This window comes from Streptomyces sp. WZ.A104, from assembly GCF_002382885.1.
Lineage (GTDB): Bacteria > Actinomycetota > Actinomycetes > Streptomycetales > Streptomycetaceae > Streptomyces.
Genome location: NZ_NWVL01000025.1, coordinates 68,693 through 94,146, shown reverse-complemented (window position 1 = coordinate 94,146; position 25,454 = coordinate 68,693). Strand labels below are relative to the sequence as shown.

Sequence of the window (25,454 nt, the reverse complement as noted above, 5' to 3'; positions counted from 1 at the left end):
CACGGCCCGGGGGCTGCTTTCTTAGCTGGCGGGCCTTCTTCGGTCCGCCCGACACGAGGGATCTGGGGTTGCCGTGCGAGAACAACGGATCAGCTGGTGGCTGCTGCCGAAGCGCGCCTGTGCCACCGCCCTGATCGTCACCGGACATCTGATCGCCGCAGTGCCGCACGCGATGACCCGCGGAAGCCGGGCCAGGCTGGCGCACCGCGCTCCCCGGCTGCTGACCGCGCTGGGGCCGTTCTTCGTCAAGGCCGGGCAACTGCTCAGCACGCGCCGTGACCTGGTCCCCGAACGCTGGTGCGACGCGTTGGGCGAACTGGCCGACGAGGTGCGGCAGCCGAGACGGGCGGCGGTGGCACGCACCCTCGCCGAGGCCGGATTCTCCGATGCCTTCGCCGAGTTCGACTGGGAGCCGGTGGCCTGCGGCAGTATCGCCAGTGTTCACCGCGCACGGCTCGCCGACGGCACCGAGGTCGCCGTCAAGGTGCAGCGGCACGGCATCCGCCCGGTGCTGGAGGCCGATCTGCGGCTGGCCCTGCTCGGCGCGCGGGCCGGCCAGCTGCTGCCGAGCATGCGGGACCTGCCCGCCGAGGAGATGATCGGACAGCTCGGCGGCGCCGTCCTGCGCCAGCTCGACTTCACCGCCGAACACGATTCCCTGCTCGCGCTGCGCGGGAACCTCTCCGACCACACCGAACTTCGCATCCCCGCGCCCGTCGAGGGACTGTGCGGACCGACGGTGCTCACCATGGAGTTCGTTTCGGACATCGGCCGGTTCAGGCCCCACGGCATGTCGATGGCCCGCCGCCAGGAGGTGGTCCGAGACGTGCTCCGGGCGGTCTACCGGATGCTCTTCGTGGACGGCGTGGTGCACTGCGACCTGCATCCGGGCAACCTATGCCTGGACGGTGAGGGACGGGTCGTGGTGCTGGACGCCGGCTTCGTGGTGCAGCTGCCCGACGCGGTGCGTCGCTCCTTCGCCGGCTTCTTCCTCAACATGGCCCAGGGCAACGGCCCGAAGTGTGCGGACATCGTGCTCGACAGCGCCGCGCGGCTCCCCGCGGACATGGACCGGGAGGGCTTCCGCAGCGCGGTGACGGAGCTGGTGGACGAGGTGGCCGGGGCGCTGTCGAAGGACTTCGACCTCGGGGCGTTCGCACCGCGGCTGTTCAAGCTCCAGAAGGATTACGGCGTCTTCGCCGCGGCCGAGTTCGCCTTTCCGCTGCTGTCGCTGCTGGTGCTGGAAGGAATGATCAAGGAGTTCGACTCCGAGGTCGACTTCCAGGCCGAGGCGGTTCCCGTACTCATGGCCTCCTTCGCCAAGGACGTCCAAGCGGACTCCGAGCGCCGCGAGAACGGCCCCTCCGGCGGGTGGGCCGCCTGAGAACCGTGCCTGCCCCGCCGCACCCCGCACGGTCAGCGGTCGCCCGTACGCGCCCTCGTGTGGCCCGGGCCGGACGGCAAGAACCGCCGCATGACGGACATCACCCGACAGCTCCTGCCGGACCGACTGTGCACGCCTGCGGACCGGCCGCGCCGGCGGGCGAAGCGGCACGTCGAGCAGGGGACGGAAAAGGAGGAACGACATGTTGGTCTGTGTGACAGGAGGCACCGGCTTCCTCGGCTCGCACACGGTCGCCGCCCTCGCGGCCGGTGGAGCACGGATCCGGCTGCTGGTGCGCGACCCGTCACGGCTGGCGCCCGCGCTCGGTCCGCTCGGCATCGACCCGGACACGGTGGAAACCGTCACCGGCGACGTCGCCGACGAGGCGGCGGCGGCCCGCGCGGTACGCGGCGCCGACGCCGTGATCCACCTGGGATCGGTCTATTCCTTCGACCGCCGGCGCCGTGACGACATCACCCGCACCAATGTGGCGGGCACCGAAGCGGTCCTGAAGGCGGCGGTCCGGGCCGGGACCGGCACGGTGCTGTACGTCTCGACCGTTGGCGCGCTGATTCCCACCACCGAATCCGAACTGCGCGCCGAAAGCCCGGTGGGGGAGCCCGACGAGCCCTACCTGGCGAGCAAGGCGGCCTGCGAGACGCTCGCCCGGCGGCACCAGGACGACGGGGCGCCGGTCCACATCGTCTACCCCCCGGCGCTGCTGGGCCCGGACGACCCGAGGCTCGGTGACCAGACCGGTCGGCTGCGCGACGCGCTGCGCGGCCTGATGCCGCTGTGGCCCACCGGCGGCTTCCCGCTGGGCGACGTGCGTGACACCGCCGCGGTACTCGGGGAACTGACCCTCGGCCCGCCGCCGGACAAGCCGGTACGGGTCTTCGGGCCCAACCGGTACGTGACGACGGCCGACTACCTGACGGAGCTCCGCGCGGCGACCGGCCGCAGGCTCACGACTCTGCGGTTGCCGGGGCGGGCCATGCTTCCCGCCGCCCGGGTCGCCGATGAGGTCCAGCGGTGGTGGCCGTGGCACATACCCGCCGAGTTCGGCGCCGCCTACACCTGCGTGCACGCGGTGCCGGTGGCCCGGGCCGCTACGGCCGACGTCCTCACGGCGCGGCCCGTCGCGACGACGATGGCCGACACCGCTCACTGGCTCCGCCGGGCCGGCCTGCTGACGCGGCGCCAGGCCGGTACCGCGGGCGAGCGGAGCGGGTCATGACGGCGGCGGGGACCGGACACGATCCGGCCGAGCAGTACCACGCCTACCGGCGGACCAGGAGAAACATCACCGGTCTGGTCACCCGGACGCCGGACACGGCCTCCGCCGGTGTGCCCGCGTGCCCCGACTGGACCGTGCGCGACCTGATCGGGCACCTGGTCCACATATGCGAGTCGTTCGTCGCCCTGGAGGACAACCAGATAGATCTGCGCCCGTCGGAGGGCGTTGACCTGCCCGGCCTGCTGGACCGGTGGGACGCCCTGGACAGCGAGTTGCGCGAGGCACTGGACCGCACCCCCGAACTGCGGCGGCGCATCCTGTTGCTCGACGTGTTCTCGCACGAGATGGACCTGCGCGTCGGTCTGGGCGAGACGGTCGAGCCGTCCGGCCATCCGGCGTTCCCCGGCGCGCTGGATCTGGCCACCATGGGCTTCGGCCTGGCGTTGCACGGCGAGAACCTGCCGGCGCTGCGGATCGACACCCCGGAGCGGAACTGGGTGGTGGGAGAGGGGGAGCCCGTCGCCACGGTCCACGGCCCGGCCTTCGACGTGTTCCGGTCGCTGACCGGCCGCCGCACGCGGCACCAGATCGAGGACCTGCGCTGGTCCGGGGACCCGTCGGTGACCTGGATGCCGGCCTTCGTCTGGGGGCCGTTCGCGCCGCCCGCGAACGAAGTGGAGCCGGTCCACGGGTTCTGATCCAGCGGGTCCCGCGAGGGCCACGGCAGGACCGCACCGGCCGGGGCCGGCGTACGGACGGGCCGCACCGCTGGAGAGTGGTGCGGCCCGTCCGTACGCCGGCCTGTGCGTCTCCTTCGCACCTACGGTCAGGTGCCGGTGATGGCGGGCAGTTCGAAGGGAGCGCCGCCCGTCTTCGGCAGACCCGAGAAGTCCAGCTCCGGCAGCGCCAGCAGGATCGGCAGGTCCAGGGGGGTCATCGGACGCCCGATCAGGTTGACCCGGGTGTCCTGGCCCCTCCGCACGTTCAGTACCTGGCTCGAAGCCACCAGCAGCGGGCGCCGCTGACCGAGCGGCGAGGGGGGGGCGTCCACGGCGAGTATGGCCGCCCGGACGTACCAGGCGCCCTCCGGCAGGCGTAGCGAGAACGAGCCGGGCCCGTCCAGGATCGCGCAGGCGGTCGGACGGCCCTGCACGATGGACTCGCGGAACGCACCGACGTAGATCCGTACCGGCTGTGCGATGCCGGGGAGACGAATGGTGCCTTCGAGGTCACCGGTAAGCCGGGCACCGTCGAGGAGCTGCTGCGGCCCCGTGGCGGACCCGCCACTCGGCGCGAGCAGCCCGGCACGGGCCAGTGCCCGGTAGCGGGCCGGGGAGTGGCTCACACTGCGGGTGAAACGACTGGTGAAGGTGCCGAGACTGTTGTAACCGACCCGGTAGGAGATCTCGGTGACGCTGAGATTGGTCTCCAGCAACAGGCTCTTCGCCTGGTGCAAGCGGACCACGGAAAGGAATCGGCCCGGAGAAGTCCCGGTGAGATTGCGGAACACCCGGGAGAAGTAGAACTTGCTGAGAATCGCGGTGTTGGCGATCTCGTCGAGCGAGAGTGGTTCCTCGTATCGGTTCCACATCGTCGCTATCGCGCGCTCAACGGCGACCTGCATGGCAGTGCTCCAAGCTTGTCGATGAATCGAATGCGTCCTGACGGAAATGGCCGAGCAACATCTCAGAACTGACGCTCTGTTGGTGCGATAATGTGTACCGCAGAAATTTGCACGGTATTTCTCCGAGCGTGCCGATAAAGCGAGTGTGTCCGGACCGGACGCGCAGGGCAGCGCCTGCCGACCGCAGGTCGGCGGGGAAAAGGGACCCGCTTTCGGGCGATGAAAGTGTTGGATCCCGCTGCGGTGCATCGGGTATCAACACCTGGAGAATTCAGGGCGCACGGACCTTATATCGGAACACCACCGCGAGGCGGTGGGTGGAACAACTGCTTCCGACCCGAGGGGAGCTGGGTATTCAGTTGTCGCGGAGCAGCTGGCCGCTGCGCCGCTGGGCCGCCCGCTGGGCGGCCCACGACGTGACCGCGAGGATCTCCCGGTCCTCCCCGCCGTTCTGCCGGAAGGCCGCGATGACCTTGCCGTCCACCCGGTAGGAAGCCAGGGCGGTGAGCAGCGCGAGGGTGCCGGCCGGTCGGTTGGCCGGCGGCAGTTCCCGCAGCGGTGCGTCCAGCCAGGCCCGGCCGAGGCCGGGGTCGCCGCCGTCCCAGCGGGCCAGTTCGGCGGCTACCAGGTCCCGGACCGGCTCGGGCACCAGTTCGGTCGCTGTCAGCTCGACGGCCGCCGAACTGCGGGCCAGCGCCGCGGCGATCCGCGGATCGGGCGCCGCCCAGCCCAGGTCCGCCGGCAGCGGTGCGTCGGGCAGTAGGGACAGCGACGCACCCGCTCGGGGCCTGGCCCGGACGGAGCTGCGCATCAGGCCGGTCAGCACCCGCAGCACGGGGCCCACCGCCCGCTCCGGGGCGTGCGGCGGCAGCGGTTGCGCGCCCAGGAAGACGTTGACCATCCGGTTGAGGTACTGGAGGCAGAGCGCCGTACCGGCCAGCTCCGGCATCAGTTCGGGTGCGAACGGAGGCCTGCCCGCCGAGCTGATCCACGCCGTCAACTGGTCCGGCGCCGTCCCCGCGCCGCCGTTCGGTCCTGCCTTCACGCCCCGCCCGGACGAAGTGGGCCGGGCGGCCAGGGAGTTGTGCATCGTGGAGTGCATGGTGGTGCAGAAGGGGCACTGGTTGCCCCGGGACACGGCGGCGGCCACCGCTTCCTTCGCGGCCCGCGGCACCAGCCCGTCGACCAGCATGGTCTCGCGCAGCGTCATCCAGGAAGCAGCGAGCAGTTCCGGCACCGGGGCGTGCAGGGCGATGGGCGGAGCCAGCACCCCAAAGTCCTGTTCGAGCTCCCGGTAGACCTGGGCGGTGTCGCCGGTCGCCTCACCGAACTGCACGGTCGCGATGTGCCGGACCTGGAGCAGGGACAGCCTCCTGAGCGGCGACTGGACGAGTAGTCTCGGGTCTTTCATGCGTCCGCTCCGGGACCCCGACCGGTGACGCCGCGCCGCGGTGGCTCCGCGTGGCCTTCAAACATCGGTGGCACTTCCCTCAGCTCCTCGGCGGATGTCCTTCGGTGCGCCAGTCAATCGTCACACCGATGCGGGGTTCCTCCTTCTTCATTCTTGCGGTCTGACGGCCGGCGCCAAACGAGTTGAAGGCGTGGCCTGCCATCAGGTTCCGCCTTCGTGCGGCCGCACCACCGGGCCCCGCCGACGTTCCGGGCGGAGCCACGGTGACGGCACGCCCTAAGGAATGGGGAAGAACGCCCGGACGAAGCGTTCGAACATCCTGTCCCCGATGGTCCACCGCATCCGCGGCAACAACCGGGACGGCATCCCAATCCGGTACCTGATCTTCGGGTTGTCGCTGGTCACCGCCTTCTCGATGACCTTCGCCACGGTCTCCGCGCGCACCGCCATCCGACCGCGGCCGCTCGGCTTCTCCGTCTCCCGGTAGGCGCCGTGCCAGTCGACGAAGTACCGCCAGAAGTCGTCGTACAGACCGCCACGTTCCTGCCCGGACATCCCGAGGTCGGCGACCGACATCGGTACGAACCCGCCGAGCACCGGCGACGGCTCCACCAGCACCACCTTGATGCCGAACGCGTCCACTTCCAGGCGCAGCGAGTCGCTGATGGCCTCCAACGCGTGCTTGGTGGCCTGGTAGTAGCCGCGGCCCGGGGTGGCGAACTGACCGAATATGGACGACATCATGATCACCCGGCCGTTGCCCCCCGCCCGCATGCCGGGCAGCACGAGCTGGGTGAGCCGGCACAGTCCGAAGAGGTTCGTTTCGAACTGGCTGCGCACCTCGTCCATCGGCGTCTCGCCGATGGTGCCGTTGAGGCTGTAGGCGGCGTTGTTGATCAGAGTGCCGACCGAGCCGTGCTCGGCGGTGATCTTGTCGACGACGGCCGTCATCGAATCCTCGTCGTTGACATCCAGTTGGAGGACCCGGATGCCCTCGGCCTCCAGCTCGGCCAGTGCCTCGGGCCGCCGCGCGGTCGCGTAGACCGGCCAGCCGGCCCGGTGCAGCCGCAGTGCCACGGCCTTTCCGGTGCCGGAGGACATGCCGGTGCTCGACGACGCCCCGGTCAGCAGGATCGCTCGCGAGGGGCTGCTCACCGGGGTTCTGCCAGCCGCTGCTCGGACACCGTGGCGTCCTCCGGCTGCGAGGCGACCCGGCTGCGGGCCACCGAATCGCCCAGGCCCAGGCCATCCACCAGGCGGTTGATGAAGGCGAACAGTGAAGCGGTGAACACCGCTTCCAGCATCTCCGCGTTGGTCCAGCCGGCTGCCTCGGTCCTAGCCCAGTCCTCGTCGGTGACCCGGAACGCACCCGTGCAGATCTGGGTGACCAGGCGCATGAGTTCCTTGGTGCGCTCGTCGATCGGCAGGTCCTCCACCGAGGCGGATTCGGCGATCGCGTCGGTGAGTTCTTGGTCGCCGCCGAACTGAGCCAGGAACCAGTTGTGAGTGCCCACGCAGTACGGGCAGCCGTTGACCTTGGAACTCCAGGCGGAGATCATCTCGCGGGTCGCACGCGGCAGCACGCCGTCGTTGAACACGCCGCCGTAGCCGGCGATCACGACCTCCAGCAGGTCGGGCCGGCTGGACACCAGGCGGAACATGTCCGGCACGAAGGGAATGCCCATCCGGGACTTGATCGCCTCGTACAGCTCGGCGGTCCTGCCCTGGGCTTCGTCCTCCCCCACCAGGGGTACGCGGACCGTGCTCAGCACATTCGGATCGGTCATGGATGATCGCCTCTTCTTCTGATTGCGGGAGCCGCCCCGCGAACCAATTCAGAAGAACGGGAATATATCCGGGTCTGTTGTCCGGCGGGTAATTGCGGCGTTGCTTTCTCTCATGGTGGCAGTAATGGTGACAGCGTTTCGTCTTTCAAATTGCCCTACGTGCGCCCGCCGGCGGGTCCTGGATCTGGACATACGGGCGGCCGTTCCGGCGCGGCAGGTGCCGGAACGGCCGTCGGGGGAGGCCGGGCGGGTTCAGTTCACTCGGCGCGCAGCCAGTCCGCCAGCCGCTCACCGATCATGATTGAGGTGAGGTTGGTGTTGCAGTTGACGATGCTCGGCATCACCGAGGCGTCGGCCACGTACAGGTCCTCCAGCCCGTGCACCCGCAGCTGTTCGTCCACCACGGCGCCCGCGTCGTCAGCGGTGCCCATACGGGCCGTGCCCACCGGGTGGTAGCCGCTGTCCAGGCTCACCTTCACGTACTGCTCGACCATCGCGTCCTTCTCGATGAGCTTGTCGTTCAGCACGATGAAGCCGTCGCCCCGCGACGCGATCCCCGGGTGGTTGGCCAGCTCCCAGCAGGTCCGGACGCCCTGGACCATCTTCTCCAGATCCCGTTCGGTGGAGAGGAAGTCGAGCTGGATGTCCGGCCCCGCCGCCGGGTCGGCCGAGGCCAGCCGCAGCCGGCCGACCGACTCCGGCTGCTGGTCCACCACCATCACGCCGAAGATCATCGAAGCGCCGGCCAGCATCTGAAGCTCGGGGAAGAGCTCCAGGTCGAAGTGGTTGACCATGTAGTACTGCATGTCGTTGAAGTCGGTTGATCCCTTGGCCGTGGTCCGCACCATGGACTGCAGGAACGGCACGTTCTCGTCCAGAGCTCCCTCCTTGGGCCGCATGAACACGCCGGTCCGCGGGTGGTCCATCAGGTGGGCGCCGACCCCGGGCCGGTCCAGCCGGACGTCGATCCCGAGCCTGGTCAGGTCGTCGGCCGGACCGATTCCCGAACGCATCAGCAGCGTCGGGGTGTTGACCGCGCCAGCCGACAGGACAATCTTGTGCGCCCGCAGTTCCTCCGGCTTGCCGGCGCCGGCCGAGACCAGAACGCCGACCGCGCGGTCGCCCTCGAAGAGCACCTCGTGCACCAGCGTCCCGCTCCGGACGGTCAGGTTCTCCCGTGCCCTTACCTCGCCCGTCAGGTACGCCATCGCCGTCGAGACTCGGTAGCGAGGGTCGCGCCGGTTGGACGGGATCGGGCCGATACCGGTCGCATCGGGGTGGTTGTGGTCGGAGACCTCGGGGAATCCGGCCGCCAGGCTCGCTTCGGTGAAGGCGCGCTGCATGGTGGTCATCTCGTCCGGGTGGAACCGGCGGATCGGCACCGGGCCGCCCTTGCCGTGGTATCGGCCCTGGAAGTCCAGGTCGTCCTCCAGGCGTCGGAAGTACGGCAGCACCTGCTCGTACGCCCACGCCGGATTACCCGCCGCCGCCCACTTGTCGTAGTTCTCGGGCACACCGCGCAGCGCGATGGTAGCGCCGACCGCGGACGAGCCACCGGTGATCTTTCCACGGGGGAAGAGGATGCGTCGGCCGTCTATGATCTCCGCGCGGTAGTGCCAGTCGTGCTTGCTCATCGACATGGCATTGCCGTTGGTGATGTCGTGCGGGATGTCGGCGGGATCGGGAAAGTCCGGGCCCGCTTCGATGAGGAGTACCGAACGGGCCGGGTCCTCGCTCAGCCGGGCTGCGAGCGCCGCACCCGCGGAGCCCGACCCGACGATGATCGCGTCATACGTGTGCGTCATGGATTTAAACCTCGCCAGACTGTGATTCGACAGGGTCCGATCTCACCCGAGTTTTTCAGGCCGCCGGCATCCGGTCTTCTCCGAGACTGCTCAATGGTCAGGGCCGTGGATATCCCCCGAACTGAAGGAGGGTACTCACTTCGAACCGTAGCAACGTCAGAGAAGCAACCCTTGCCCGGGTGATAGATCCTCAAGTGCCAGGTGCTGTGACAGTAACTCCAGAATTGCATTCGCAATGGCCTTGGTCAGTCGTTCATTTCTCGTTCACGGGAGGGAATTGGGATGTCGTACCGACAGCGATTCCGCAGGCTCATACCAGGGGTGGTCACGATATTGGTGGCGACCTCACTGTTCTTCGTCGTCCGCACATCGGTATCTGTCGCGGGCGGTGACCAGGCTGCTGCGGCGTACAAGTTCAAGGAGATGCCGATCGCGATGCCGCCCGGCTACGACTCGCAGCCGATGAAGACGATCCGTAAGGTGAACCCGGCCTACGAAAAGATCCGCGCCTGGATCTCCTCGGTCGGCGCCAGCATCGCGATCAACGATGTCACCGGCCACGGAATCGCCAACGGTATGTGCATTGTCGACACCCGTACCGACTCGGTCGTGGTCACCTACACCCCGACCGCTCCTACCGCCGACCGGTTCACCCCGTTCGTGCTGGACGGCAAGCCGCTGCCGATGGACGACGCCATGGCACCCACCGGCTGCACCCCCGGCGACTTCAACGGCGACGGCCGCAACGACTTCCTGGTCACCTACTGGGGACGCACTCCGGTGCTGTTCCTGGCGAAGTCCGACGCCAAGTCCCCGTCCGCGTCCGCGTACGTCCCGCGCGAGGTCGTCGCCTCGCAGAGTCTCGACGGCAAGTACCACGGGCCGCGGTGGAACACCGACGCCGTCTACGTCGCCGACCTCGACGGCAGCGGCCACCCGTCGATGATCGTCGGGAACTACTTCCCGGACTCCGACGTGCTCGACCCGAACGGCCTCAACAACGTCGAGATGAACGACTCGCTGTCCAGCGCGAAGAACGCAGGCGGTGACCGCGTGCTGCGCTGGCACAAGGGCTCGGCCGGCCCCAACCCGGACGTCTCCTTCGTCGAGGAGAAGGACGCCATCCCGTACGCCAACTCCACCGGCTGGACGCTGGCCATCTCCGGCGCCGACCTGACCGGCTCCGGGCTGCCCGATGTCTACATCGCCAACGACTTCGGCCACGGGCACCTGCTGTACAACCGCTCCACTCCCGGCAACATCCGCTTCACGGAGGCCAAGGGCGAGCGCACCGCGACGACCCCGAAGTCGTTCGTGCTCGGCGACGGCTCCTTCAAGGGCATGGGGGTCGACTTCGGTGATGTCGACGGCAACGGCAGCTTCGACATGATGGTCAGCAACATCACTGTCGCCTGGGGCCTGGAGGAGAGCAACTTCCTCTGGGTCAACCAGGCCGACAGCCCGGCCGCCGCGAAGGCCAAGCTGCAGGACGGCATCGCCCCGTTCAAGCAGGAGGCACGGAAGAACGGCGTCGCTTGGAGCGGCTGGGGGTGGGACGCCAAGATGGGCGACTTCCTCAACAACGGCCAGCAGAACATCCTGCAGGCCACCGGCTTCGTCAAGGGCGACATCGACCGCTGGCCGTGGCTCCAGGAATTGGCCATGACCAACGACAACCTGCTCTCCGACCCTAAGATGTGGCCGCACGTCGGCCCCGGTGACGACCTGGCCGGCGACGAGGTGATGGCGTTCTACGCCCGTACCAGCAGCGGCAAGTACGCGAACGTGAGCAAGCAGCTCGGCCTCGACGTCCCGATCCCGACCCGTGCGATCGCCACCGCCGACACGACCGGCAGCGGCGCGCTGGACTTCGCGATAGCCCGCCAGTGGGGCCCTCCGGCCTTCTACGCCAACCAGGCCCCGAAGCTGGGTAACGACCTGACACTGCGGCTGTACCGGCCCGCGCCGGACTCCACCGCCGGAGAGGGGCTGGCCGCGACCGGCTCGCCCGCGTACGGCACCACGGTGAGCATCACCACGCCGCAGGGGAAGCAGATCGCCCAGCTCGACGGCGGCGGCGGGCACGGAGGCTTCCGCAGCTTCGACGTGCGCTTCGGCCTCGACACCTACGCCGGCCCGGTGAAGGCGCACTTCACGTGGCGCGACAGCGGGGGCGGCCTGCACACCAAGACCCAGCAGCTCTCCGCGGGCAGCCACACCCTCATGCTGACCGACGACATCCAGGAGGTGACGAGCCGATGACCGACAACCGTTCCCAGACTGTCGATGCGGCTCCGCACGCCGCTCACCCCCACGCCGAGAAGAAGAAGCCCAACCGGGACCCCCGCTACCTGGCGCTGCGCAACTTCGCCATCTCCATGACCGTGTTCAACATCCTGGGCTACACCCTGCTCGGCTTCGAGCAGCCCTGGCTGTGGCCGATCATCTGCGCGCCGTTCGCCTACGCGGTCGAGATGGTGCTGGAGGTGATCAGCGCCTGGGCCCAGAAGCGCCGGGCCCGCTTCCTGGGTGGCGGGTTCCGCAGGGTGTACGAGTTCCTGCTGCCCGCCCACATCACCGCGCTCGCGGTGAACATGCTGCTCTACGCCAACGACCTGCTGCTGCCCATCCTGCTCGGTGTCTTCATCGGCGTGGCCGGCAAACACGTCCTCCAGGCGCCGATCAACGGCCGCATGCGGCACTACATGAACCCGTCCAACTTCGGAATCACCGTCTCGCTGCTCATGTTCGGCTCCTGGATCAGCATCGCCCCGCCGTACGAGTTCACCGAGAACGCGAACACGTTCTTCCGGGTCGGCATTCCGCTGGTCATCGCCACCGCCGGCACGGTCATCAACGCCATGCTGACCAAGCGGATCCCGCTGATCGTCGGCTGGCTCGGCGCCTTCGTCATCCAAGCGGTGCTGCGCCACTTCATATGGGACGTGGCGATCTGGTCCGCGCTCGGGCCGATGAGCGGTGTCGCCTTCGTGCTCTTCACCAACTACATGATCACCGACCCCGGAACCACCCCCTCGAAGGGTCGCAACCAGTTCATCTTCGGATCCTCGGTCGCCATGGTCTACGGGCTGCTGATGGTCTTCAACGTCGTGTACACCCTCTTCTTCGCCACCACGATCGTGTGTGCCGTCCGCGGTATCGGTTGGTGGGTTGCCCACGGCCTGCAACGGCGCCGGGGCAACGATGCGACCAGCGGCACGGTGGCGCAACCCGCCGAGCCACAGCGCTTGGCCGACAACGAGGCGGTGGCGGCATGACCGTAAGGGAACCGAGGCCCGTGACCACGGCCGAGAACGACGAGCGGGCACCCTCAGGCCGCATCGCGGTGGTCGGCATCGCCTGCCGCTACCCTGACGCCGAGAACCCCGAACAGCTCTGGCAGAACGTGCTGGCGGGCCGCCGTGCCTTCCGGAAACTGCCCGACCAGCGGATGCGCGCCGAGGACTACTACTCACCCGATCCCGCCGCGCCCGACCGCTTCTACAGCGCCAAGGCGGCGGTGATCGAGGGATTCGAGTTCGACCGGGTCCGCTACCGGGTGGCGGGCAGCACCTTCCGCTCCACCGACATGACCCACTGGCTCGCCCTGGACACCGCGGCCCGCGCCCTGGAGGACGCCGGCTTCCCCTTCGGCGAGGGGCTGGCGGACGTCAACACCGGCGTCATCATCGGCAACACCCTCACCGGGGAGTTCAGCCGGGCCAATCTGATGCGGCTGCGCTGGCCGTACGTCCGTCGCACCGTCGGCGCCGCGCTGCGCGAGCAGGGCTGGGACGACGAGGCGCTCACCGCCTTCCTCGACAGCCTCGAACAGCGCTACAAGAGCGCCTTCCCGCCGATCGGCGAGGACACCCTGGCCGGCGGCCTCGCCAACACCATCGCCGGCCGCATCTGCAACCACTTCGACTTCAAGGGCGGCGGTTTCACCGTCGACGGCGCGTGCTCGTCCTCCCTGCTGTCGGTCTCCACCGCGTGCGACGCGCTGGCCCGCGGCACGATGGACGTGGCGGTGGCCGGCGGTGTGGACCTGAGCATCGACCCCTTCGAGGTGATCGGCTTCGCCAAGACCGGCGCGCTGGCCACCGGCGAGATGCGGGTCTACGACAAGGGCGCCAACGGCTTCTGGCCCGGCGAGGGCTGCGGCATGCTGGTCCTGATGCGGGACGAGGACGCCCGCGCGCAGGGCCGTTTCCGCTACGCCACCATCGCCGGCTGGGGCTACTCCTCCGACGGGAAGGGCGGCATCACCCGGCCCGAGGCCAGCGGCCACCGACTCGCCATACGACGCGCTTACCGCACGGCCGGCTTCGGCATGGAGACCATCGGCCTCCTGGAGGGCCACGGCACCGGAACGGCCGTCGGTGACGCCACCGAACTGCGCGCCTTCTCCGAGGCCCGCCGTGCCTCCGGGGCTCTCGCCCCGGCCGCCCTGAGTACCGTCAAGGGCAACTTCGGCCACACCAAGGCGGCGGCCGGGGTCGCCGGGCTCCTCAAGGCGATCCTCGCGGTCCGCCACCAGGTGATCCCGCCCGCCACCAGCCACGTCGACCCGCATCCCGAACTCCTCGGCCCCGAGCCCGCGCTGCGGGTTCCGGACCGTGCCGAGCTGTGGCCCGAGGACATGCCCATCCGGGCCGGGGTCTCCTCCATGGGCTTCGGCGGCATCAACGCCCACGTCGTGGTCGAGCACGCCGACGGCTTGCGGCGCAACGCCGTGCCGAGCGTCACCCGCAAACTGGTCGCCTCCCGGCAGGACGCCGAGCTGTTCCTGCTGGACGGCGCCGACCCGGAGGAACTGCGGGAGAAGGCGACCCGCCTCGCGAAGTTCTGCGCCCAGCTGTCGTACGCCGAACTCGGTGACCTGGCAGCCACGTTGCAGGGCGAGCTGGACGGCCGGCCGTTGCGCGCCGCAGTGCTCGTCGCCTCGCCTGAACAGGCCACCGAGCGGCTCACCGAGCTGGCCGGGCAACTGGCCGCCGGGGCCCGCTCGCTGCTGGACACCCAGGGGGGCGTCTTCCTGGGCAGCGCCGGATCGGCCCCCCGGATCGCCTTCCTCTTCCCCGGCCAGGGCGCCGGAAAGCGCGGCGACGGAGGCGCGCTACGCCGCCGGTTCGCCGCCGTGGACGAGTTGTACGACCGGCTCTCGCTGCCCACCGACGGCGACCTGGTCGCCACCGACGTCGCCCAGCCCCGGATCGTGGCCGCCTCGGTCGCGGGCCTGCGGATCCTGGACATCCTCGGCATCGAGGCGGTCCGGGGCACCGGACACAGCCTCGGGGAACTTACGGCCCTGCACTGGGCGGGCGCGATGGACGAGCCGACTGTGCTGAGCGCGGCCGGCGCCCGTGGCCGGATCATGGCCGCGGCCAGCGACGGCGACGGCACGATGGCCGCGCTCGCGACCACCCCCGAACTCGCCGAGACCCTGACCGCCGGCGAGCCGGTGGTGATCGCCGGATACAACAGCCCGCGGCAGACCGTGGTGTCCGGCCCGGTCGCGGCGGTCGAACGAGTCTGCGCACTGGCGGCCGGACAGGGCGTCGGCACGGCGAGGATCAATGTCTCTCATGCCTTCCACTCACCGGCCGTCGCCCCGGCCGCGGCCGGACTCGCCGAGCACCTGGCAACCGAGCGGTTCGGCCCGGTCGGCGAGGGACTGGTCTCCACCGTCACCGGCGGGCTGCTGCCCGCCGACACCGACGTGGTGGACCTGCTCACCCGCCAGGTACTTCAACCGGTCCGGTTCACCGAGGCGCTCCAGGAGATGGACGGCGAGGTGGACCTGCTGATCGAGGTCGGACCGGGCCACGTACTGAAGTCACTGGCCGCCGAGATCCTGCCGGATGTGCCCGCGGTCGCCACTGAGGCGGACGCCCTGTCACTGACCGGGCTGCTCGGCACGGTCGCCGCCGCCTGGACGATGGGCGCGCCGGTCCGGCACAGCCGGCTCTTCGCCGGGCGCTTCACCCGGCCGCTCCCGCTGGACAAGGAGTTCCTGTTCTTCGCCAGCCCCTGCGAGTCCAACGGCGAGGACTTCGTGCTGGAGCAGTCGATGCCGACCGCGCTGCCCGAGCTCACCGCTCTCGCGGCCACCGCCGGCACCACGGCAGCCGACGGGGAGGACACCTCCAGCCTGGAAGTGCTGCTCCGGCTTGCCGCCGAGCGGGCCGAACTCCCGGTCGAAACGGTCGATCCGGCGGCCAACCCGCTCGACGAACTGCACCTCAGCTCCATCACCGTCGGCCAGATCATGAACCAGGCCGCCCAGGAGCTGGGCATCTCCGCCCCCATGGTCACCACCGCGTTCGCCACCTCCACGCTGGGGCAACTCGCCGAACTCCTCGACGAGCTGTCAGAGCAGTCGCCCGACGACCACCAGCCGTCCGCCGCCCCAGGCGTCGCGAGCTGGGTACGCCCGTTCGTGGTCGATCTGACACCGGTCGAGCTGCCCGGCGGCCCCGCCGCCGGGCCCGGCGGCGACTGGGAGGTCTTCGCCTCCGACCGGCACCCGCTGGCCGGCCCGCTGGCCGGGAAGCTGCGCGCGACCGGGCCCGACGCGGGCGTCCTGCTCGCCCTGCCCCGCGACTGCGGTCAGGAGCACATCGGCCTGATGCTCGACGCCGCCCGAGCCGCACTCGACCCTGAACGGCGGGCCGCCGGAACCCGGCTGGTCGCCGTCGGCGACCGCAGGGGAGCGGCGGGCCTGGCCAAGACGCTGCACCTGGAGGCACCGGACATCCCGGTCACCGTCGTCACCCTGCCGTTGCCCGGGGACATGACGGCCGACGCCGCCGAACGGATCAGCGTCCGGATCACCGCGGACGTCCTGGCCACCACCGGGTTCAGTGAGGTGCACTACGACTCCGAGGGGGTGCGGCGGGAGCCGGTCCTGCGGGCCGTGGAGCTCGCGACGGACTCCACCCACCAGACGCTGGACGACGGCGACGTCCTGCTGATTACCGGCGGCGGCAAGGGCATCACCGCCGAGTGCGCCATCTCGCTGGCCGGGCAGAACGGCGCGGCGATCGGCCTGATGGGCCGCTCCGACCCCGCCGAGGACGCCGAACTCGCCGCCAACCTGGCCCGGATGGAGGCGGCGGGTGTCCGGGTGTACTACGCGCGGGCCGACGTCACCGACGTCGACCAGGTCAAGGCCGCGGTCGGCGAGATCACCAAGGCGCTCGGCCCGGTCACCGGGCTGCTGCACGGTGCGGGCCGCAACCAGCCGCAGGCACTCGCCAACCTGGACGAGGACTCGTTCCGCCGCACACTGGCCACCAAGATCGACGGCGTGGAGGCCGTGCTGGCCGCGATCGACCCGGCGGCGCTGCGGCTCTTCGTGACCTTCGGCAGCATCATCGGCCGGGCGGGACTGCGCGGCGAGGCGGATTACGCCACCGCCAACGACTGGCTCACCGAGTTGACCGTCCAGTTCCAGCGGGACTACCCCGACTGCCGCTGCCTGGCACTGGAGTGGTCGGTCTGGTCCGGTGCTGGCATGGGGGAGCGGCTGGGCGTCCTGGAGGGGCTGGTCCGCGAAGGCATCGAGCCGATCCCCGCCGACCAGGGCGTGGAACTGCTCGGTCGGCTGCTGGCCGACACCGGTGCCCCGCCGGCCCTGGTGGCAATGGGCCGGGCCGGCAGCCTGCCGACGCTCACCCTGGAGCAGCGCGAACCGCCGCTGCTGCGGTTCCTGGAACGCGTCCAGGTCCACTACCCCGGCATCGAACTGGTCGCGGACGCCGAACTCGGCGCCGGCGGCGACCTTTACCTGGCCGACCACCTGCTGGACGGCGACCTGCTCTTCCCCGCCGTCCTCGGCATGGAGGCCATGGCCCAGGTGGCCACCGCGTTGACCGGCCACCGAGACACGCCGGTGCTGGAGGACATGCGGTTCCTGCGGCCCATCGTGGTCCCGGTGGACAGCACGACGACCCTGCGGGTGGCCGCCCTGGTCACCGGAGCCGGCACCGTCGAGGCGGTCGTGCGCAGCAGTGAGACCGGCTTCCAGGCCGACCACTTCCGGGCCACCCTGCGCTTCGGCGTGCCGGAGCCGGTCGGTCACCCGGCGCCGGTCACCGACCAGCTACCGCGGGTGCCGGTGTCCCCCGGTGAGCTGTACGGGCCGGTGCTCTTCCAGGGCGACCGCTTCCAGCGGCTGCTCGGCTACCGGGACCTGGCCGCCAAGCACTGCCTGGCCGAGATCGACGACACTCCCCGGACCGACTGGTTCGCCGCCTACCACCCGGACGAACTGGTACTGGCCGACCCCGGTACCCGCGACGCGCTCATGCACTCCATCCAGGCCTGCGTGCCCGACGCCACGCTGCTGCCGGTGAGCGTGGCACGGCTGCGTCTCGCGGCCCGGTCGGCGCAACACACCGGCCGACTGCTGTTCCTCGACGCTCGCGAGCGGTCCCGGGAGGGCGACAGCTACCTCTACGATCTGGACGTCCGCGACGAGGAGGGCCGGCTGGTCGAGCGCTGGGAGGGCCTGCTGCTGCGGGCGGTGCGCAAGCAGGACGGAGCCGGACCCTGGCTGCCGGCCCTGCTCGGCCCCTTCCTGGAACGGCGTGCCGAGGCGGTACTCGGCCACCCGCTGCGGTGTGTCGTGCTGCCCGGAGGCCCGATGGGCGGGTCCTCGGTTGACGAGCGTCGGCAGCGCACCGCCCAGGCGGTGAGCTGGGCGCTGGGCCGTACCACCGAGGTGTACCACCGGCCCGACGGACGGCCCGAACTGGCCGACATGCGACGGGTGTCCTCCTCGCACGCGGCGGGCGTCACCTTCGCCGTGGTCGCCGCCCAGGCCATCACCTGCGACGTCGAGGTGGCCGCCGAGCGGCCGGCCGAAGCGTGGGCGGCGCTGCTCGGCGCCGACGGCCTGGCGCTGGCACGGCTGCTCGCCGAGGGGCGGGGCGAGGCGCTGAGCCTGGCCGCCACCCGGGTGTGGGGCGCGGTGGAGACACTGCGCAAGGCGGGCCACGCGGTGGCCACGCTGAGCCTGGACGGCGACGCGGGACTGCCGGCCGGCTGGGTGGCCTTCCGCGGCGGCGCACACCGCATCACGTCCTTCGCGACCGCCCTGGAGGGCGTCGCCGATCCGGTGTCGTTCACCGTGCTGACCGAGGGGACCCGATGACGCAACCGGACTACTACGAGTACCGCCACCTGGTCGGCTTCGAGGAGACCAACCTCGTCGGCAATGTCTACTACGTCAACTACCTCCGCTGGCAGGGCCGCTGCCGGGAGATGTTCCTGCGCGACCGGGCTCCCGACGTGCTCGCCGACATCCGGGCCGACCTCAAGCTGTTCACCCTGAAGGTGGACTGCGAGTTCTTCGCCGAGATCACCGCCTTCGACGAACTGTCCATCCGGATGCGGCTGCTGGACCTCACACAGACCCAGGTCGCCTTCACCTTCGACTACGTGCGGCTCGGGCCTGACGGAAGCGAAACCCTGGTCGCGCGCGGGCAGCAGAGGGTCGCCTGCATGCGCGGCCCCAACACCGACACCCGCCCGACCAGGGTCCCCGAGCCGCTGCGGCTCGCCTTGGTTCCTTACAGCGTCTCCGGCACGGCGTCCTCCCGGACGCTCACCACTACTGCGGGGTGATCCACATGTCCATCGTCCCATCCGCCTCTGTTCCGCTGCCCGGTCCGCTCGACCTGCCGCCACTTCCCGCGGAGGCGCCCGAGGCGGACATCCGTGACCGTCGCGCACTGCGCGGGGTGCTGGGGCGTTTCGCCACCGGGGTGACCGTACTGACCGCGGGACGCGACGCGCCGCGCGGCATGACCGCCAACTCCTTCACCTCCGTCTCCCTCGAACCGGCCCAGGTGCTGGTGTGCGTCGTGAAGTCGGCGGCCATCCATCAACTCGTCCTGGCCGAAAAGGCTTTCGCGGTCTCGGTGCTCAGCCGGGACCAGGAATGGGTGGCCCGCCACTTCGCCGACCACTCACGCCCGCGCGGTGCGGCGGAGTTCGCCGGCATCGACCACGAACCCGGCCGGCACACCGGAGCCCCCGTGCTGGGCCACGTCCAGGCATGGCTGGAGTGCCGGCTCAGCGCCATCCACGACGGGGGTGACCACACCATCTTCGTGGGCTCGGTACTGGGCGCTGGCAATGCGTCGGGCGAGGACCCGCTGCTCTTCCTCGGCGGGGCCTTCCGCCGCGTCGCCGCCTGACCCCGGTTCGAACAGAAAGCCCGGCCGACTGCCCCGGCCGGGCTTTCCGCGTCGCCCGCCGCACCTCGCGGCGGACTCCGGAACGCGAACGGCCGCCCCGGGCTACTGCTGCCCGGGGCGGCCATCGGCGTGGCCGATCCTTCCTGGCACGCCGTCAGTTCCGCGACTCCACGGTCATCGGCAGGCCGCCCTTGATCCGCAGGGTCAACATCGGCTCGGCCCGTACCTTGTGGCCCGGGGGGACCGAGAGCCGCAGCCGGCGCAGCAGGACGGCGAGCACCACCGTGGCCTCCATCATTCCCAGGCTGCTGCCGACACAGACCCGCGGTCCCGCACCGAACGGTACGTAGCTGTACCTGTGCCGGCCCGGGGAGCGGCCCTTGGCGAACCGGTCCGGGTCGAACCGGTCCGGATCCTCCCAGAAGTCCGGGTGCCGGTGCAGTGTGTACGGGCACAGCACCACATCGGCGCCGGCCGGCACCCGGTAGCCGCCGATCTCGTCCGCCGCCAGCGCCCTGCGCGGCAGCAGCCACACCGCCGGGTACAGCCGCATCACCTCCTGGAGCACCATTGACGTGTACGTGAGCCGGTGGAAGTCCTCGATGGTCGGCAGCCGGTCGCCCAGCACCTCGTCGACCTCGGCGCGTACCCGGTCGCCCGCTTCGGGGTGCCGGTCCAGTAGATACAGCGTCCAGTTGAGGGTACTGGCGGTGGTGTCGTGCCCGGCGAGCAGCAGGGTGATCAGCTCGTCGCGCATCCGGTTCTGCCGGACCGTCGGATCCCGCTCGTCGGCCGTCGCGTCGATGAGGCGCGAGAGTACGTCGTCGCGGGTGCCGTCGGAAGCCGGATGCTGTTCCCGCTCCTGGGCTAGCGCGGCCACGATGCGGTTCAGTTCGGCCCGCGCCCTGCGGAACCGCAGCTGCAGGGGCAGCGGTACCCAGGTTGGCACCGAACTCAGGCTCATCATCTCGAAGACGGCCTGGTCCTGGACGACTTCGAAGGCCTCGCCGATGGACTCGTACGCGCCCAGGTCCGCGTCCAGCAGCGAGCGGCCGAGCACCCCGAGGGTGAGCCCAGTCATCTCATGCCGGATGTCCACCGTTCCCGCGCCCGCTGACAGCCTCAGCCGGTCGGCCAGCAGCAGCGCCTCCTCGCCAATGGTCCCGATCTGCCGGTTGATCCGGCGCGGCTGGAACACCGGCTGGATCACCTTGCGCTGGGCACGCCACAGCGGGCCCTCACTGGTCAGCAGGCCGTCGCCGAGCGCGCGGCGGGCGTGCACCAGGCCGATGCCCTTGTGGTAGTTGGCGCTGTTGTCGGTCAGCACCCGGCGGATGTGGTCGGGGTGGTTGAAGAAGTACAGGGTCTTGGGGCCGAGCGGCAGCCGTACCGCGTCCCCATAGGTGGCCGCCGCCTCGGTCATCACTGCCAGCCGGTCGGAGGCCATCCGTGCCAGCAGCACCGGGGTGGCGGCCCGCGACGGCCCCGGTGGCCGCCGCGGCCGGCCGCCGCTCGGCAGGGCCGGGGCCGGTACCGAGTCCACGCCGTTCATGCCCGCGCCTCGGGGGCGTCGCTGGAGACCCGCTCGGCGATCTCCCGGCGCCATACCTCGTACGCCGTCAGCCGGCCGTCCACGACGGGATCGGGCCGGGCTCGCGAGCAGACTTCGGTGGCCTGCTGCGGGGTCATACCGCAGAGCAGTCGCGCGGCCATCTCGGTGTGCGGTGTCAGCAGTCCGGACTCCACCCGGGTGGTCGAGGCGAAGGCGATGCCCTGGGCGAGTTGCGGCCGGTAGTGGTCGGCCCGTTCGAGCAGGTACAGCAGCTCGGCCTCGGAGGCACCGCCGGCGTAGCAGGCGGCCAGGCCGACCCCGCTGTAGATGTCGGCACGCCGGTCGGCCGCGAAGCTGTCCACCAGGTCGGAGACCACGGCCGGGTCGGTGCCGCCGATGAACCAGAGCGCCCGCCCGATGCCCTGGTCGACGGCGTGCCCGGCATACCGCCGGGTCTCGTCGCCGGGCCACCGGAGGGACGGGTCCCGGTACTGCTCGCGCACATAGCGCTGGGTACGGAAGTAGGCCTGGTGGAACCCGTATCCGTCCAGTGCCAGCCAGCGCAGCAGCGGGTCGGCGGGCGCGATGGACGCCCACCGGAAGCGGGGCAGCCGGGCCATCGCCCAGCCGACCCCGACGTGCACCATGTAGCGGTGCGGGGCGCCATGGCCCGCCAGGAAGGCGGCCACCCGGCCGTTGCCGGGTACCGGAAGTCCGTCCAGCATGGCCAGTCCCATCGCCGCGCCCTCGTAGGCGAAGCCGCGGAACCGCACCGGGACCTGTTCCAGCCGCTGATGCGTCTCGTCCTGGTCGCGTGCCTCGACGGCGAACGCGTACCCGTCGAGGAAGGTCGCCCCGACCGTTTCGAGCGTCTCCCGCGCCTCGGGGCTCTTCTCGTGGAAGCCTCGGGTGGACAGCTTGGTCTCGTTGTGGCTCGGTGTCATCAGACGGCGCCTGACCGCTCGCCAGCTTGCGCTCATCGTTGCCCTCCCGCCCGCCGCGCGCCCGGACGGCCGCAGCTCTCCGGTTACATGCTCCGGTTCCGCGGACCGCCGTACTACTTCTGCCGTGCCGGCACCGGGCAATTCAGGAGTAGGCACGGAACAAGTCTGGTCCCGACAATCAGTCGCGTCGCCCGCACGTCCCCGGCACCGACGTCTCGCATCCGGCCGTCCCGAACGTGAGCGGCCGCATGCGAGACCTCGTGCACCGGCTCCGATACCGCCCCGCCTCAGAGGAGGCCTCACATGACCGGTACCACCTCCGTTCCGGCACCGACGGCACCGCCGCACGCCACGTCGCTCTTCGTCAACGGCCTGTTCCCGCGCCGTCGGGTCCTGCTCCTCGTGCTCAGCCTGCTCGGCGGCTTACTGATCGCCTACGCATGGTCCTCGAAGCTGGCGGACGACGAGATCGGCTTCCGCACCGCCAGTCAACTCCTCGGTCATGACGCCAAGGACACGCCGCTGACCGGCATCGCCTCCGGGGTTCTCTTCGCCCTGGTGTCCGGGCTGGCAGGCTCCTTCACGGCCTGCAACGTGGCCGTGTTCGGAGCGGTGGGACCGCTGGTCGGGCAGATCAGCCTGACCCGCCGTCAGCGGTTGGCACACGCGCTGCGGCCGCTGGGCTGGATGGCGGCTGGCATGCTGCCGGTCTCGGCCGCCTACGGGGTGCTGGTCGGTCTCGTCGGCACCCACATGCCGCAGTTCTCGACGGCGCAGGCGCACGGCATCTCACCCCGGATCGCCCAGGCCATGATCGTGTACGGGGTGCTCGGCCTGTTCATGCTGGCGCTCGGGCTGGCCGCGGCCGGTCTGATCCCCGACCCGCTGGCGGCAGTCTCGCGTCGGCACCCGAACGCTCCGCTGGTGCTGATCGGCGCCATGGTCGGCGCCTTCCTGATCGGCCGCCCCTACCCGCTGTTCCGTAACCTGTTCCGGCAGGCCGCCGAGGAACACAACCCGCTCTACGGAGCAGTCGCCTTCTCGCTCCAGTCCATCGGCAACTTCGTGGTGATGGCGGTGCTCTTCCTGCTCCTGTCCTACACCCTCGGCCGCCCCGTCCAGCGCTGGCTGGCCACCAAGCCGGGCCGGGTGGCGACGCTGACCGCGTCCGCGTTCCTGGTGGCCGGCGCGTTCACGGTCATCTACTGGGACATCCGGATGCTGGGCAGGCTCGATTACATATGGTTCCCGACGGCTCCCTGGAATGCGTAGCGGGTTTCTCTCCACCCCGGCGGAACCACCAACGGCGGCTCCGGACCCTACTGGGTCTGGAGCCGCCGTTGTGTGGCCCTGGCCAGGGACTCCTGGGCGCGCTGAGGGTCGTCCCCCGCGCCCAGGATCATTGCGCCCACCTGTGCCTCGAAGCAGACGTCCGCGGTGTTGGGCTCGACCAGGTAGCCGCCGAGGTCCAGGGTGACCAGCCCGTGCAGGGCGATCCACAGCTGGTGGGCGACCAGTTCGGGGTCGAAGGGACGGAAGCGGCCGGTCGCGGCGCAGCGCTTGACCGCTCCGACGAGGATGTCCAGGGTGTAGCGGCCGTGCTGCCGGTCGGCGTCGGTGAGGGAGAAGCCGCTGAGGCCCGACCCGCCGAACATCACGTTGTACAGGTGCCAGTGCTCCCGGGCGTTGTCCCGGTACGCCCAGCCGAGTGCGAGCACGTCGGCGACCGGGTCGTCGCTCTCCTCGACCGCCCTCATCCGGTCGCCGAGCAGCCTGAACCCCTCATGGACCATCGCGCGCACCAGGTCGTCCATTCCGCCGAAGTACGTGTAGACGGCCGTGGTCGAGGTGCCCACCATGGCTGCCAGCTTGCGGGTGGACAGTGCGGCCGGTCCCTCCTCGCCGAGCAGCTTCGCCGCGGCGTCGATGAGTCGGGGACGGAGATTCGGGTCAACTGGTCGTGGGCTCACCGTTGACAGTATGGCGGGCGGCTGTGACGCTATTACGTGACAGCGTTACGTAACGATGATACTCAATGGAGGAGGCGGCCATGCCTCGCACCACTGACCCTGCCCGCGGCACACTCCCGTACAGCACGGTGCACCTTCTCGGGCGTGGCTACCAGCCGGTGCCGGCCGAGACCGACCACACCGGACTGACGGTGCGCGGCACGCTGCCGTCTCAGCTCGACGGAACCTTCCTGCGGATCGGGCCCAATACCCGGGGCCCCCACGACCCCGCCGTCGACCACGCCCTGGGGGGTGACGGCATGGTGCACGCGATCCGGTTGGGCGGCGGCCGGGCGCTGTCGTACCGCAACCGCTGGCTGCGGACCGACGCGATCAGCGGTGCGCTCAACGAGCTGCCCACCCCCGGACCCCGTAGCGGACCGGACGACAACGTCAACGCCAACCTGGTTCGGCACGCCGGCCGCACTCTGGCCGTGGCCGCCGCCACCGCCCTGCCGCTCGTCATCGACTCCGGCCTCGCCACCCGTGCCCGCACCGACTTCGACGGCACCCTCCCCGGCGGTTTGTGTGCGCACCCTCTCACCGACCCGATCACCGGCGAACTCCTCGCGGTCGCGACCGACCACGCGAGGGACGAGGCGGTCCTACTCACCCTCGACGCCGCGGGCCGGGTCCGCGAAACACTGCCGGTCCCGGTCAAGGGCCGCCCCTGGATGCACTCCTTCGCCCTCACCGAACGCCACGCGGTCCTCTTCGACCTGCCGGTGACCCACGACCCCGCCGAGGCGCGGGCTGGCTCGCCCGTGCCCTACTCCTGGCAGCACGACCACGGCGCCCGGATCGGGATCGTGGCCCGCGGCGGCACGGAGGCGGCCGTGATCTGGCTCGACGTCGCACCCTGCTTCGTCTTCCACCCGGTCAACGCCCACGAAGAGGGAGACGGCCGGGTCACCGTGGACGTGATCCGCCATGAGCGGGCCTTCGACCGTGACCGGCTGCACGCCAGCGAGTCGGCGCCCACCCTGTGGCGCTGGACCCTCGATCCGCGTGAGAACGTCGTGACGGAGCGGCAACTGGACAGCCGGGTGCAGGAGTTCCCGCTGATCGACGAGCGGTACACGGGGCTGCCGTACCGGTACGCCTTCACCGTCGAACTCGACGCGGGCCAGGGCGCCGCGCTCTGCGGCCCGGCACTGCTGCGGCACGACCTCGTCACCGGCCGTTCGGAACGTCATGTCTTCGCCGGCGGACGGCTGACCGGCGAACCCGTCTTCCTGCCGCGCGAGGCGCGAGCCGCGGAGGCTGACGGCTGGCTGCTGACCCTGGTGTACGACCCCGCGACCGACCGCAGCGAACTGGTGGTCCTGGACACCGCCGAATTCACCGGGCCGCCCGTCGCCGTGGTCCCGCTGCCGGTGCGGGTGCCGCACGGGTTCCACGCGCAGTGGGTGCCGGGGGAGCGGTGAGCGGCGCGGAGGCCCACGAAGACCCCGCCAGGGCCGGCCACCGGGCAATCATCCGGGCCCACCGGT

General features: G+C 70.4%; 18 protein-coding genes. 10 read left to right on the top strand and 8 right to left on the bottom strand.

Going from position 1 to position 25,454, the window contains the following annotated elements; translation table 11 throughout:
* Positions 1-73: 73 nt before the first annotated feature.
* From CIB93_RS15910 to CIB93_RS15900, 3 genes are all read left to right on the top strand, one after another.
* Positions 74-1,384, top strand: a complete 1,311-nt coding sequence (locus tag CIB93_RS15910; RefSeq protein ID WP_096627487.1) for an AarF/ABC1/UbiB kinase family protein — start codon at positions 74-76, stop codon at positions 1,382-1,384.
* Positions 1,385-1,586: 202 nt separating this feature from the next.
* Positions 1,587-2,621 (top strand): SDR family NAD(P)-dependent oxidoreductase, encoded by a 1,035-nt coding sequence (locus CIB93_RS15905; RefSeq protein WP_096627486.1) that lies wholly within the window; start codon positions 1,587-1,589, stop codon positions 2,619-2,621.
* On the top strand, positions 2,618-3,319 hold the full coding sequence (locus tag CIB93_RS15900) for a maleylpyruvate isomerase family mycothiol-dependent enzyme (protein WP_096627485.1): 702 nt from the start codon (positions 2,618-2,620) through the stop codon (positions 3,317-3,319). The genes CIB93_RS15905 and CIB93_RS15900 overlap by 4 nt, the downstream gene beginning before the upstream one ends.
* Before the next feature lie 128 nt (positions 3,320-3,447).
* On the opposite strand, the gene CIB93_RS15895 is transcribed toward CIB93_RS15900, so the two are convergent.
* The 5 genes from CIB93_RS15895 to CIB93_RS15875 form a co-directional block, all read right to left on the bottom strand.
* The gene (locus CIB93_RS15895) at positions 3,448-4,245 is read right to left on the bottom strand and encodes a helix-turn-helix transcriptional regulator (RefSeq protein ID WP_096627484.1); all 798 of its coding nucleotides are present in this window, start codon (positions 4,243-4,245) and stop codon (positions 3,448-3,450) included.
* 355 nt (positions 4,246-4,600) lie between these two features.
* Positions 4,601-5,656 (bottom strand): carboxymuconolactone decarboxylase family protein, encoded by a 1,056-nt coding sequence (locus CIB93_RS15890; protein ID WP_096627483.1) that lies wholly within the window; start codon positions 5,654-5,656, stop codon positions 4,601-4,603.
* Positions 5,657-5,932: 276 nt separating this feature from the next.
* Complete coding sequence (locus CIB93_RS15885) at positions 5,933-6,811, bottom strand: SDR family NAD(P)-dependent oxidoreductase (RefSeq protein ID WP_096627482.1); 879 nt, start codon at positions 6,809-6,811, stop codon at positions 5,933-5,935.
* Positions 6,808-7,443: a carboxymuconolactone decarboxylase family protein gene (locus tag CIB93_RS15880; RefSeq protein WP_096627481.1), complete on the bottom strand. Its 636-nt coding sequence runs from the start codon at positions 7,441-7,443 to the stop codon at positions 6,808-6,810. Before CIB93_RS15880 ends, CIB93_RS15885 begins: the two co-directional genes overlap by 4 nt.
* A 257-nt stretch (positions 7,444-7,700) precedes the next feature.
* Positions 7,701-9,248, bottom strand: coding sequence for a GMC family oxidoreductase (locus tag CIB93_RS15875; RefSeq protein ID WP_096627480.1), 1,548 nt, complete (start codon positions 9,246-9,248; stop codon positions 7,701-7,703).
* 282 nt (positions 9,249-9,530) lie between these two features.
* Here CIB93_RS15875 and CIB93_RS15870 point away from each other — a divergent pair, with 282 nt between their 5' ends.
* The 5 genes from CIB93_RS15870 to CIB93_RS15850 are packed head-to-tail and all read left to right on the top strand — an operon-like array spanning position 9,531 to position 19,456.
* Complete coding sequence (locus tag CIB93_RS15870) at positions 9,531-11,510, top strand: ASPIC/UnbV domain-containing protein (protein ID WP_096627479.1); 1,980 nt, start codon at positions 9,531-9,533, stop codon at positions 11,508-11,510.
* Positions 11,507-12,526 (top strand): enediyne biosynthesis protein, encoded by a 1,020-nt coding sequence (locus CIB93_RS15865; protein ID WP_096627478.1) that lies wholly within the window; start codon positions 11,507-11,509, stop codon positions 12,524-12,526. The genes CIB93_RS15870 and CIB93_RS15865 overlap by 4 nt, the downstream gene beginning before the upstream one ends.
* Positions 12,527-12,546: 20 nt before the next feature.
* On the top strand, positions 12,547-18,408 hold the full coding sequence (locus CIB93_RS15860) for a type I polyketide synthase (protein ID WP_096627477.1): 5,862 nt from the start codon (positions 12,547-12,549) through the stop codon (positions 18,406-18,408).
* Positions 18,405-18,881 (top strand): thioesterase family protein, encoded by a 477-nt coding sequence (locus CIB93_RS15855; RefSeq protein ID WP_096627476.1) that lies wholly within the window; start codon positions 18,405-18,407, stop codon positions 18,879-18,881. Before CIB93_RS15860 ends, CIB93_RS15855 begins: the two co-directional genes overlap by 4 nt.
* 5 nt (positions 18,882-18,886) lie before the next feature.
* On the top strand, positions 18,887-19,456 hold the full coding sequence (locus CIB93_RS15850) for a flavin reductase family protein (protein WP_373558760.1): 570 nt from the start codon (positions 18,887-18,889) through the stop codon (positions 19,454-19,456).
* A gap of 154 nt (positions 19,457-19,610) precedes the next feature.
* Here the strand turns inward: CIB93_RS15850 and CIB93_RS15845 are convergent, their stop codons facing one another.
* Positions 19,611-21,008 carry a cytochrome P450 gene (locus CIB93_RS15845; RefSeq protein ID WP_096627475.1) on the bottom strand — a complete coding sequence of 466 codons (1,398 nt, stop codon included), beginning with the start codon at positions 21,006-21,008 and terminating at the stop codon, positions 19,611-19,613.
* Entirely contained in the window at positions 21,005-21,988 is a 984-nt protein-coding gene (locus tag CIB93_RS15840; protein ID WP_096627474.1) for a DUF1702 family protein, read from the bottom strand. The genes CIB93_RS15845 and CIB93_RS15840 overlap by 4 nt, the downstream gene beginning before the upstream one ends.
* Positions 21,989-22,255: 267 nt before the next feature.
* Between CIB93_RS15840 and CIB93_RS15835 the strand changes: the two genes are divergently transcribed.
* Entirely contained in the window at positions 22,256-23,224 is a 969-nt protein-coding gene (locus CIB93_RS15835; RefSeq protein WP_096627473.1) for a hypothetical protein, read from the top strand.
* A 47-nt stretch (positions 23,225-23,271) separates the two neighbouring features.
* Here CIB93_RS15835 and CIB93_RS15830 read toward each other — a convergent pair whose 3' ends face one another.
* Positions 23,272-23,922, bottom strand: a complete 651-nt coding sequence (locus CIB93_RS15830; protein ID WP_096627472.1) for a TetR/AcrR family transcriptional regulator — start codon at positions 23,920-23,922, stop codon at positions 23,272-23,274.
* Between the two features lie 80 nt (positions 23,923-24,002).
* Between CIB93_RS15830 and CIB93_RS15825 the strand changes: the two genes are divergently transcribed.
* Positions 24,003-25,388: a carotenoid oxygenase family protein gene (locus CIB93_RS15825; RefSeq protein WP_096627494.1), complete on the top strand. Its 1,386-nt coding sequence runs from the start codon at positions 24,003-24,005 to the stop codon at positions 25,386-25,388.
* Positions 25,389-25,454 lie beyond the last annotated feature (66 nt).

What these genes read in the sequence shown, in the direction of transcription:
- CIB93_RS15905 (WP_096627486.1), top strand. Translation starts at nt 1,587, where the DNA reads ATGTTGGTCTGTGTGACAGGAGGCACCGGCTTCCTCGGCTCGCACACG.
- CIB93_RS15900 (WP_096627485.1), top strand. Translation starts at nt 2,618, where the DNA reads ATGACGGCGGCGGGGACCGGACACGATCCGGCCGAGCAGTACCACGCC.
- CIB93_RS15895 (WP_096627484.1), bottom strand. Translation starts at nt 4,245, where the DNA reads ATGCAGGTCGCCGTTGAGCGCGCGATAGCGACGATGTGGAACCGATAC.
- CIB93_RS15890 (WP_096627483.1), bottom strand. Translation starts at nt 5,656, where the DNA reads ATGAAAGACCCGAGACTACTCGTCCAGTCGCCGCTCAGGAGGCTGTCC.
- CIB93_RS15880 (WP_096627481.1), bottom strand. Translation starts at nt 7,443, where the DNA reads ATGACCGATCCGAATGTGCTGAGCACGGTCCGCGTACCCCTGGTGGGG.
- CIB93_RS15875 (WP_096627480.1), bottom strand. Translation starts at nt 9,248, where the DNA reads ATGACGCACACGTATGACGCGATCATCGTCGGGTCGGGCTCCGCGGGT.
- CIB93_RS15870 (WP_096627479.1), top strand. Translation starts at nt 9,531, where the DNA reads ATGTCGTACCGACAGCGATTCCGCAGGCTCATACCAGGGGTGGTCACG.
- CIB93_RS15865 (WP_096627478.1), top strand. Translation starts at nt 11,507, where the DNA reads ATGACCGACAACCGTTCCCAGACTGTCGATGCGGCTCCGCACGCCGCT.
- CIB93_RS15855 (WP_096627476.1), top strand. Translation starts at nt 18,405, where the DNA reads ATGACGCAACCGGACTACTACGAGTACCGCCACCTGGTCGGCTTCGAG.
- CIB93_RS15850 (WP_373558760.1), top strand. Translation starts at nt 18,887, where the DNA reads ATGTCCATCGTCCCATCCGCCTCTGTTCCGCTGCCCGGTCCGCTCGAC.
- CIB93_RS15845 (WP_096627475.1), bottom strand. Translation starts at nt 21,008, where the DNA reads ATGAACGGCGTGGACTCGGTACCGGCCCCGGCCCTGCCGAGCGGCGGC.
- CIB93_RS15840 (WP_096627474.1), bottom strand. Translation starts at nt 21,988, where the DNA reads ATGAGCGCAAGCTGGCGAGCGGTCAGGCGCCGTCTGATGACACCGAGC.
- CIB93_RS15835 (WP_096627473.1), top strand. Translation starts at nt 22,256, where the DNA reads ATGACCGGTACCACCTCCGTTCCGGCACCGACGGCACCGCCGCACGCC.
- CIB93_RS15825 (WP_096627494.1), top strand. Translation starts at nt 24,003, where the DNA reads ATGCCTCGCACCACTGACCCTGCCCGCGGCACACTCCCGTACAGCACG.